The organism is Ketobacter sp. (assembly GCF_003671495.1).
Classification (GTDB): Bacteria; Pseudomonadota; Gammaproteobacteria; order Pseudomonadales; family Ketobacteraceae; genus Ketobacter.
In genome coordinates this window covers 1-9935 of the sequence record NZ_RCHN01000008.1, presented here as the reverse complement: position 1 = coordinate 9935, position 9935 = coordinate 1, and the positions used below count along the sequence as shown (strand labels likewise).

Sequence of the window (9935 nt, the reverse complement as noted above, 5' to 3'; positions counted from 1 at the left end):
GGTGCCATGTTCTTCTACCATCTGATTGTATGAAGCAATGGTATCTCGGTTCTCTTCGCGCCATAACTCGCGCTGCTTCTCATTAACTAGCTCTATTAGGGCGGTTTCAAGAGTAGCGGATAAATTGATCTTCAGTGCCTTGGCTTTTGATAGTAAGTCACTGTTTATACTGACATTAGTGGGCTTTTTAGGGGCCTGGGAGTTATAAGGTTGTTGCATGGTTTTGCCCCCTATCTACAAAATTGTTGGCAAGGTGTGCGCATAGCGTATGGGCATCAATCATATAACAATCGCATGCAGTGGAGCAACCTACGCTCCGCCCGTTTTGTGCATTCCCTGCGGTCATTTTTGCACAAAACGGGCTCCACTACGGTTGCCCACTGATGCGGGCGTTAGTATATGAATTCGGGCGTTATATGAAGTAGGTGCGATCTCACATGCCTAAAGCCTTTTTAGTGCTTGTTCTATCGGTTTTGACGTTTTCTTGTTCGTCTCGTGAATTAAATGTCCAAAACGAGAAAAGAAAAGTGTTCGTTCCTACTATACCTGTCGGAGTAGAACTTATTATCGAGGATGAGAAAAAGGGTTTGCCTCCCGTGACTAGACTAACTAAAGATTGTGGTGAGATTGATGATTATATGTTTGTGATTACCACAAAAATATATAGAGAGATGGAAAAGCATGCAGCGGCTACGTCGGCTAAAAGCAAAGCTACGTTTTCAATACGCATGAAGAATGATGGTTTGTTATCTAGTTTAATATTGATTGAATCATCAGGCAGTCCCATTCATGACTACCATTCAGCTCAATCTATAAAGCAAGCTTCACCTTACCTTAGTGTTCCTGAAAGTTGTGGTGATATTGCAGAGGGTCTTTCCTCATTTAAAATCAGGCTATAAAAATGCATATAACAATGTGGTTCAGGTAGTAGATCATGAGCACTATTGTATTTTTTATTGTACTGCTTGGAATAATATTGATTTGGTATTTCTCTAAGTCAAAATCTAGAGTAGTGGAACATAATGAAGCAGCCTCTAATAAAAAAGCTGCAATTGAGAAACCTAAGCCTGTGATTTGTAATCAACCAGATAAACCTATTGCTTTTGGTTATAAAACGATATGGGTAGCTATTAAAGCCACTGATTCCAAGCGAGTAATAGAGTGTTTAGATATGCATGATGTCGAGATTGCAAACTGGGAGACCGGCATTGTTGCTGCAAATCACTCATGGAAAGAGAGGCTTGTATTTGTATCGCCACCTGTTAAAAGCTGGGTTTTTGTTGTGGGGGGAATGCCGTGCCTAGATCGTGAAACTGATCCGGATGTGGCAATAGACTTTATAAAAAATATTGCCTCTCATTTTTCTGACGTTCAATATTTTGGGTCACATCGTGTATCTGGTTGGTGTGCTTGGGCGAGAATAATTGAAAATGAAATGGTAAGAGCTTATTCATTTGGTGATGGTGAAACATTGAGGGATACAAATGATCTCACAATGGAGGAAATTGAGTTGGATTTAAAATTTTTAGATACCCGTACGCAAGAATTTATTGATAGCAACGTATGGGAGATCGACGATCACTGGTGCCCAGATGAAGAAGATGTAACTAAATTGGCTGGGAAATGGAGCCTAAATCCGGCGGAACTAGACGAACTAGAGCTACCGGAATCAGTCGGGTTTGTTGGTAAAATCAGTTCAAAATGGGATCAACGTTAAACTTAGAAATAGGGCTTGCATGCAATGGCATTATTCATGGGGAGCCACCTAGTGAAGTCATGGTTGAAATAGCACGAATCCTTAGAGTTGATCATGCTGGTGAAACTGGAGCAATTCAAATATACAGGGCACAGATATTTCTGTCTCGTTTACTTTATCCTGACATTGTACCTATCCTGGCGGAGATGCTAGAGCACGAGCAAGCTCATCAAAAGGTGTTTAGCGATCTGCTTAGAAAGCGCGGCATTCGTACTTGCTATGCGCTGAGGCTATGGTCGCTTGGCGGTTATTTGTTAGGGGTTATTACTTCTTTGCTGGGTCGAAATTCTATTTGGGTTTGCACCAACGCGATTGAGTCAACGGTATTGCTACATTTAAAAGAGCAGATCAGTTTCTTGCGCAACATAGATTCGGAAGCATATAGTGCAGTTTGCAGTATTAAAAGCGATGAAGAGTCACATCAACAAATAGGCATGGCGAACCAAAACAAAGGCTTACTTAGTGTGCTGGTAATTGCTCTCGTCAAATATTCAACGACTTTTGCAATTTGGTTGTCTATAAAGCTGTAAATGCCCTAACAGATGGTGTACTGCTCCACCGACTAAGGCATTAGTTTCCGATAATGAGCATATGGGGCTGCTACTTCATAGTTTGTATATCCGCCCATATTGCTACCGGTTTTCTGACGAGCTGATCTCAGGGATCACAGATATCTACAAGAAAGAGCGCAATGAAATTCGTTTGATGTACGTTGAAGACAACCTCATTAATTTTGTTTCGAAGACTTGATCGGGGCTCTCTGATTTGAAACTAATGCTTGTGCACGAGTTTTCGAAATACCGTGTTAGAGAGTTCAAGACAATGGCTCACCAGGGTAAGGTTTTACTAGTTGATTTAAATGCCTTTTCAAGTTTCCCGACTTTGGCGATCGGATTAGTTACGGCTGCTTTGCGCCGTGACGGCTACGCCGTTCAGGTAATTTGTCCGTTAGATCATGGACGCCCCACGGCCGTGAGAGAAAGGCGTGAGCGTTTAACCGATCATTTTATGCGGCGACTGCATTTGTCGGCGTACCAGCCCATATTGCCTCTTCGGGATTTGGCCCGTCGTGCCAGAGCTTTTGTGCGCGATAAACCAGATCGTGTGACGATTGACCGAATTCGCTCGGCTATTGAGTCTAGGCCAAGTGTGATTTTACTATCGGCATATCTAATGCATTTTGAGGTGGTGCGAAAGATTGCTGCCATAGCCCAGCAGCAAGATATTCCGGTGGTGGTGGGTGGTCCCATGTTCAATATTGCCGCCACGGCGGAGCATTGGCGCAAGCTGCCGGGTGTAACAGCGCTTGTCGGGGCAGAGTCCGACCTGTCCATTCCTCACATTGTCCGCACGGTTGTAGAAAAGGGCGATCTTTTGCAATTTCCGGGGGTTACCTTACCTGACGGGCGCATATCGGTTGCGGCAGAGCCATTACGCCCTTTGGATAGTACCCCGTTTGCGGACTTTACTGATTTCCCCTGGGAGCGGTACCCGGTGCGTATAGTTCCGATTATGACCGGACGAGGCTGTCAATGGGCCAAATGTGCGTTTTGTTCAGATGTAGTTTCTGCCAACGGCTTGTCATACCGGTCGCGCTCTATCGGCCATGTTCTGGCGGAGATGGAAGAGCAAGCCCGCCGCCATGCCACCCGCAATTTTCTCTTCCTTGATTTAAAACTCAACTCCTGGCCTGACATGCTGCGTGCCATTGCAGAGCAATTGCCGCAAAGAGTGCCTGGAGCCGAATGGATTGGGACGGTACACGTTGATACTCGGGCTGACAACGGCCTGTCATTTAGAGACCTCAAAGCAGCGGTTAGCGGTGGAATGCGGCGCGTTAGCTTTGGGCTTGAATCGGGCAGTCAGCGCTTATTGGACTCTATGAATAAAGGCTCCACCGTGGAGGGTAACTCGGAATTTATTCGCAATGCGCACCGAGCTGGCTTGTCTCTGCGTTGCACGATGTTTGCGGGTTATCCGGGAGAAACGGAAGAAGACATGGCTGCCACCGCTGACTTTTTAGAGGCCCACGAACAACAGTTGGATAGAGTGAGGTTTAACGCATTTTCAGTGCTGGACGAAACCCCGATATTCAAGCGTGTGGCAGAGCAGTCTGAGGCATTGATTTTGACAGATTTACGACCAGACCCTCAGCGAGCAAAAATGGAATACAGAAACCGAACCATAGAAACCAAGGGATATCGCAAGCACAAGCATAGAGCGTTGGCGTCGGTTTATAGGATTAATAAGCGTTCGGTTAGATCCAGCGCCCGACAGTTTGATGGTTTGATGTGATTGGCATTGGTAAACAACACTTACTGGATCCGGCTTTAAGCTCCGGAGGCTTCCAGCCGCTAGCACGCCGTTTACGACGGTTGTCTTTGCGCGAGCGACGCGCTGAAGCGGCTGCATTTCTCGATCTTTTTTACGAAGAGAATGTTGACGACAGCGCAGATCGCCAGCGGCGTAAAGCCGAGGTGGATCGCGATCTGAAGCAACACGGCATGTATACCCATACGCCCCAAGAGCTTGCTTTTGGAGCAAAAGTCGCGTGGCGCAATCACGCACGCTGTATTGGGCGGTTGTACTGGCGCTCTTTGGTTGTAAGAGACTGTCGTAACATCTCTGATCCAGATGGCATTGCTGATGAAGTGATTCAGCACATGCACGCTGCGTTTAATAGGGGCAAGATTAAATCGGTTATTACCATTTTTGCTCCCGTCACGCCGCAAGCTCTGCCCGCACATATTGGCGCTAATCAAGTTACGCGCTACGCCGGTTATTTACAACGTGATGGCAGCGTTGTTGGCGATCGGGCCAATGTAGAAGCTACCCGGCAAGCACAAGCAGCGGGTTGGAAGGGAGACGGGGGTCAGTTCGATATTCTGCCAATGCCTGTTATCAGTGCAGATGGACGCAGGGTTTTTAAAACCCTACCGGATTCCACTACATATCGTGTACCACTCATTCATGCGGATTACCCCGCTTTTGCAAGCCTTGGACTTGAATGGTATGCAGTGCCTTGTATTACAGACATGATTCTCACTATCGGTGGCATAGATTATCCGTGTGCACCTTTTAATGGCTTTTATATGGGAACCGAGATCGCCTCGCGCAATTTAGTGGACCCTTGGCGGTTTGATCTACTTGGTGATGCGGCTCGATCATTTGGGATTAATCCAGAAGGCAGAGATCCGCTTTGGCGAGACAGAGCGTTGACGGAATTAAACGCGGCTGTGTTGCAGTCCTATCAAAAGGCAGGGGTCACCTTAGTGGACCATCACACGGCTGCACGTGATTTTATGAAATTTCGCGCCGATGAGTCTGCCAGCGGCAGAGCTTTACACGCCGATTGGTCTTGGATAGTGCCGCCTCAGGCATCGTCTGTCTTGCCGCCGTTTCATATCGAAATGCAAGACCATGGAGCCGTACCGAATTATTATCATAGTTGGATTGCCGATGGCTGGAAAATGATGCCTTTTGACGGCAATGTTTCACGTTCCCGGCTTGCGGGACATATTAGGGATGCGCGGCGCTGGTTGCATCGAAAATTACGTAAACCGGGTACATTCAGACGATGATGATTCCCTTCAACGTAATAGTTCCGGTGCGGAATGAAGAGGTGCAACTTCAAAGCACTGCGCCTGCACTGAAGGCCTCTCTGACAGGGTTACCTGTCACAGTGACTTACGTGTTGAACGCAACAACGGATGCCAGCCGCGCGGTTATTGAAAGTGTTTTTGGGCACACAGCGTGTATTATCGAACTCCCCCACGCGGGCAAAGCAAATGCTTTACGCGCCGCTGATGCCTCAGTAAGGGGTAACTTGATAGTCTATCTTGATGCCGATATTGTAGTGACAAAAGATACCTTTCCTGCATTGTTGCATCCATTAATTGAGGGGCACGCCGATTTTGTGGCAGCCCGCTTGGTGGTAGATCTAAGTCAATCGCTTGGTTTCGCCTTAAGAGTGGGTAGGGTTTGGGGGGATCAACTGGCCAGGCGTCCAGATGCTTTTATGTGTTGTACGGCGATTAATGAAAATGGTTTGAAACAACGTGGGCCTTGGCCAGATGTACTAGCGGATGATGACTGGGCCAGAAACAGAATAGACCCTAGCCGGCGCATGATCATCGAGGCCGCTAAAGCATACATGACACCTCCGCTAAATTTGCTGAGTTGGGTTAAAGTGCGAGCACGCTGGATTTGCGGAACAAGACAGTTAAAAAATATGGGGGAGAATTTCAATCCAGGAGAAAAAATTATGCCGAGGGGATCAGTTATTGATCTTGCCGCCTACTACATAGTCCGTCTCAGTGCCGAGCTATTGGCATTAATTTGGCAGCATAGGCAGTCCTATTGGAGTAGAGACAATAGCTCAAGGCGTAAGAACTGTGTCTGAAGCACTTACAGATCAACTTATTAAATCTGAGTACTCTGCCCTTAAAGCAGAAATGCTGCTTAGAATTGCAATCCAGAACTTGGTCATCCTGGTGGCTATAGTGCTTTTTGTGCCTTCTGCATTGTTAATTGTAACCGCGCCACAATACGCTTCGGTATTGGCTTTAATTTACGTTGCTGCAAATTTGGCGCTCGCCCTGCAGTGGTGTCACCAGGGGGTGCGCCAGTGCGCCCTTAAGCAAGCCATTTTGGCTTGCGATCAAGCAGCAGGTCGCGATAGTTCATGGGAAACCTGGCTGCCCACTCAGCGCCCGGCCAGCATGTTAGGTTCGCGCTGGTTTATCTCAACAAAATTGGTATTTATCGGGTTATCTGCCGCGGCCATTGTGCTGGCGATAAAATGTTTTGACGTTGTGCTTCTCTGTTCGGCAATTGTTTTTTTTATAACGGTCGCGGTATTGTTGACCAACCCCAAGGAGTAATAATACCTGCGGGGCTGTGCCCTAAATTATTTCGCATTAAATAAACAACAAGCAATATGCAAATACCCGCTCAGCAAAGCTGTAGGAGAAGCTAATCCAAACCCAGCACGTATTACCTTCGTCGATTACGCCCAGCTTTGCGCTCTCGCATCAGCATCATCAACCCAGCAAGCAACCCAAGCGCCAGTCCACTACCACTTGCAGATATCTCTGGCACCGCATGGGGCCGGCTCCAGGAGCCAGCACCTTCAGAGTACCAGTAGACGTCCGGCCCATCGCCACCGATGCGATAGTAATCTCCCTTCTCGCTGCTGATGCCACCGTCCGGTGGTCCGGCAAGAAAGTCACTTTCCCAGGAGACGATTTGGCGGTTTTCGTCGGTGGTGAAATTGAAGAAAGCCTCAATGGCCGGAAACTCGTGGATATCAAATGCCAGCAGCCCATCGACCTGGCTGGCATTGTCCAGAAGGCCGAATGGCGTATTGATGGTGTAGTCCTCGTGTTCAAAATAGGCGGCGATGGCCACAAACGACACCGTTGCATTGACCAGCGTGCCTCCGGGAAGCGCGTTCTCATCGATCAATATGTCGCCGGAGTAACCAGGAAACGTATCCGGAAAGCCACTGTAGTCGGTGCTTTCATCAATCAGTAACGGCCCACCCGAATAGGTGTATTTCCATACTTGCCCGTAGGACACGTTAGACAGTGCCAGTACACTGACCAACGCAAAGATCTTCCCCAAATGAATGTCCATTTCCAGCCCCCATGTACTCATTGGATGCAAATTAGCCAGCAAGATCTGCCCCCGGCCTCCTCGTCAATTAACTCACCTTACTAATGGCTTGTGAAGAGATTATGGTCGTTGTCGGGATTATCCGCGGCCCATTGCGGAGCTATCCAAACCGCCCATGCCATGATCCAAACGCTGATCAATCAGCACACAGCCCAAAAATCACACACAAATCTTATCCGGCCCATACACAACTACACTTAACCCGAACCTATTGGCTATGGAATGGTGGGGCATGAACAAAAACATAAACCAGCTCTTGTTGGGGCTTCTTCTTGTATCTTTTTTAATCACTTCAGGCTGTAAATCCCAGGAATACGAGATCGTATTGCCGTACAAGAACGCGCGCTTTATCGATCAATTACCTGATCGTTTTTTAATCCGGTGCGATGAACTTCCGGAGCGCATTACGCTGAATGGCGTGCCGGTGCAGCATCTGTTCGAGTTCGCCGAGGGTCAGGCCATCGCCAGTGGCTTGGATCTCTCCCCTTATCTCACCCAGGGCCAGAACAATCTGTCGGTGAATCCGCAGGAGTTCGGGCCAAGGCGCTTTTTCTTCTTTGATAACCAGGGTCCGCGCGTTGTTATTACTGAAGCGCTGCCCACCGAATCAGCGGCCGGGGACTTGGTGACCATTCATGGCAAGTTAGTGGACCCATCCGGGGTGTATGCCATGGAGGTGAACGGGGTGCCTGCCACGCTGGGCAGTCGTAATGAGTTCGAGGTTCAGGTCAGCCCCAGTCAGTTTTATCAGTTCAACACCGAGGATGTGTACGCCCAGGTGGACACGCTGCACTACGCCGATCGCGCCACGGTGCTGAACGACATCGTGAAGCTGGATGTGGATCAGGCCACCATCGACGAACTGGTACCCTTCGCCCAAGAGCTGGTGGAGGAACAGAATCTGGCGGCGTTGCTGGGCAGCGCCAACGCCAATACGTTGTTCAGTGAGTCGGTGTCCATCGGCTTGGGCAAGGTGGTGATTGTGCCCCGGCAGTGTTTTGAAGTCTGCGTGCCCTTCGTCGGTTGTTACGAGGATTGCACGCCGGAGGTGGCCATCGGCCCGTTGAATGTGGATCTTATTTCTGTGAGCGCCACGTTAACGGATTTGGAATTTGAGGAGCTGGATATCAACCAGTTGGATCTGAAGTCCGGTTCCGGTTGGGATGGCGTAAGTCTGGACGCAGAGTTGCGCGACACGGATCTGGGTGTGCGCATCAACAGCCGCCTGTTGAGCTTCAACTCCGAAGAAAACGAGTTGATGGATTTGCTGGGCATCAACACCTCCGGATTAACGGTGGGCTTTAATGCTGGCATCAATGTGAATCGTCTGCGCCTGGCCGCTGACTTTGGGTTGGAAGCAGAGGACGGCGATGTGAATGTCAGTGTGCAGTCCATCAATGCCATCGGCCTGGGTGGCGCCGACAGCGATTTCAATCTCAATTTCAATCTACCTGCGGCGATTCGTAACTTTGGCTTTGGGCTGGCGGGCAGGGTGGCCGATCTTATTGAAAGCGGCATCGAAGGTGCCCGCGATCTGATTGCGGATTTGCTGCTGGGCAAACTGGTGCCGCTGATTGCCAACTTGATCATCGACCCGTTGATCAATGAGCTGCAGGTGCGCCTGGGTGCCACGGTGAACAATGGCGCCTTCCTCACGGCGTTAGTGGGCGTGCAGGATCTGCATGTGGTGAACAGTAACCGCATGACGATCTCCCTGATGGGTCGCATCGGCACCGAGTCCACCGAGCTGAGCCCGGGCGACATCGAACTGGGCGTGAACCTGGGCTTCCCCGAGGTATTGCAGCTGGACGATCACATCTTCCCGGATCTGCTGGGCATCCCCGAGCAACTGGGCACCGCCCCCGGACTGGCCCCCAACATGCTGGGCTTCCGCTTTACCCCCACCAACGTGCCCGCAGCGGATAACACCGCCAACCTGGGGCTGGTGGTGAACAGCAACATCATCAACCAGGCGCTGCTGGCGGTGTATGAGGCGGGCATCCTCTCGCCCACGGTGCCCATTCTGGATGAACTCTCGGAAACCGGCGGCTACTTCATCACGACTATGGACAACGCCAACACCCGCATCGTGCTGGCACCGAAGAGCGTGCCGGAGTTGTCTTTCCGGGGCGTTGATCAATCCATTGCCTTCCTCACCGTGGATTACTTCGAGATCCATTATGAAGTGCGCAATGAGGCCGGGGACTGGGAACTGGCCAGCCGCACCAGCTTCAATATGGAAGTGCCGGTGCAGCTCGCCACCGACGGCGAAAGCGGCCTGCAACTGGCCCTGATCAACCCGCAGATCGACATCAGCCTGAACCTGGGCCAGTGGTACGACTACCGCCTGCAGTTCCCACCCAAACTGTTCTTTGGTCGCGCCATTGCCGGCCTGATTCTGGAGCAGATCAATCGCGGGCTGGGTGTGGTGCAGCTGCCCGATAGTCTGGTGTTAAGTTATGGCGACAGCAGCCTGTCGATCATGCCGGGGAGTGTGAAGACG

The 9935-nt window shown here is 49.9% G+C and carries 10 protein-coding genes; 8 read left to right on the top strand and 2 right to left on the bottom strand.

The genetic code is table 11. The annotated features are described in order from the left end of the window. Positions 1-219: type II toxin-antitoxin system CcdA family antitoxin (locus tag D9N14_RS03470; RefSeq protein WP_290576953.1), on the bottom strand; the 219-nt coding region annotated here is incomplete at its 3' end. Between the two features lie 218 nt (positions 220-437). Here D9N14_RS03470 and D9N14_RS03465 point away from each other — a divergent pair. The 7 genes from D9N14_RS03465 (at position 438) to D9N14_RS03435 (ending at position 6639) form a co-directional block, all read left to right on the top strand. After that, the gene (locus D9N14_RS03465; RefSeq protein WP_290576951.1) at positions 438-899 is read left to right on the top strand and encodes a TonB C-terminal domain-containing protein; all 462 of its coding nucleotides are present in this window, start codon (positions 438-440) and stop codon (positions 897-899) included. Between the two features lie 35 nt (positions 900-934). Next, positions 935-1717 carry a hypothetical protein gene (locus tag D9N14_RS03460; RefSeq protein ID WP_290576949.1) on the top strand — a complete coding sequence of 261 codons (783 nt, stop codon included), beginning with the start codon at positions 935-937 and terminating at the stop codon, positions 1715-1717. Beyond that, complete coding sequence (locus D9N14_RS03455; protein WP_290576947.1) at positions 1702-2286, top strand: demethoxyubiquinone hydroxylase family protein; 585 nt, start codon at positions 1702-1704, stop codon at positions 2284-2286. Before D9N14_RS03460 ends, D9N14_RS03455 begins: the two co-directional genes overlap by 16 nt. A 292-nt stretch (positions 2287-2578) precedes the next feature. Continuing rightward, entirely contained in the window at positions 2579-4051 is a 1473-nt protein-coding gene (locus D9N14_RS03450; RefSeq protein WP_290576945.1) for a B12-binding domain-containing radical SAM protein, read from the top strand. After that, positions 4048-5337, top strand: a complete 1290-nt coding sequence (locus tag D9N14_RS03445; protein ID WP_290576943.1) for a nitric oxide synthase oxygenase — start codon at positions 4048-4050, stop codon at positions 5335-5337. Before D9N14_RS03450 ends, D9N14_RS03445 begins: the two co-directional genes overlap by 4 nt. Beyond that, a complete protein-coding gene (locus D9N14_RS03440) occupies positions 5334-6158 on the top strand; it encodes a glycosyltransferase (RefSeq protein ID WP_290576941.1) in 825 nt (274 codons plus the stop codon). Before D9N14_RS03445 ends, D9N14_RS03440 begins: the two co-directional genes overlap by 4 nt. Then, complete coding sequence (locus D9N14_RS03435) at positions 6151-6639, top strand: hypothetical protein (protein WP_290576939.1); 489 nt, start codon at positions 6151-6153, stop codon at positions 6637-6639. The genes D9N14_RS03440 and D9N14_RS03435 overlap by 8 nt, the downstream gene beginning before the upstream one ends. A gap of 112 nt (positions 6640-6751) precedes the next feature. On the opposite strand, the gene D9N14_RS03430 is transcribed toward D9N14_RS03435, so the two are convergent. Beyond that, entirely contained in the window at positions 6752-7393 is a 642-nt protein-coding gene (locus D9N14_RS03430) for a hypothetical protein (RefSeq protein WP_290576937.1), read from the bottom strand. Between the two features lie 364 nt (positions 7394-7757). On the opposite strand from D9N14_RS03430, the gene D9N14_RS03425 reads away from it, so the two are divergent. Further along, positions 7758-9935 (top strand): hypothetical protein (locus D9N14_RS03425; protein WP_290576935.1); only part of this gene is annotated, 2178 nt, incomplete at its 3' end.

Coding starts and splice junctions, on each gene's coding strand:
- D9N14_RS03455 (WP_290576947.1), top strand. CDS start 1,702: ATGGGATCAACGTTAAACTTAGAAATAGGGCTTGCATGCAATGGCATT.
- D9N14_RS03460 (WP_290576949.1), top strand. CDS start 935: ATGAGCACTATTGTATTTTTTATTGTACTGCTTGGAATAATATTGATT.
- D9N14_RS03440 (WP_290576941.1), top strand. CDS start 5,334: ATGATGATTCCCTTCAACGTAATAGTTCCGGTGCGGAATGAAGAGGTG.
- D9N14_RS03450 (WP_290576945.1), top strand. CDS start 2,579: ATGGCTCACCAGGGTAAGGTTTTACTAGTTGATTTAAATGCCTTTTCA.
- D9N14_RS03430 (WP_290576937.1), bottom strand. CDS start 7,393: ATGGACATTCATTTGGGGAAGATCTTTGCGTTGGTCAGTGTACTGGCA.
- D9N14_RS03465 (WP_290576951.1), top strand. CDS start 438: ATGCCTAAAGCCTTTTTAGTGCTTGTTCTATCGGTTTTGACGTTTTCT.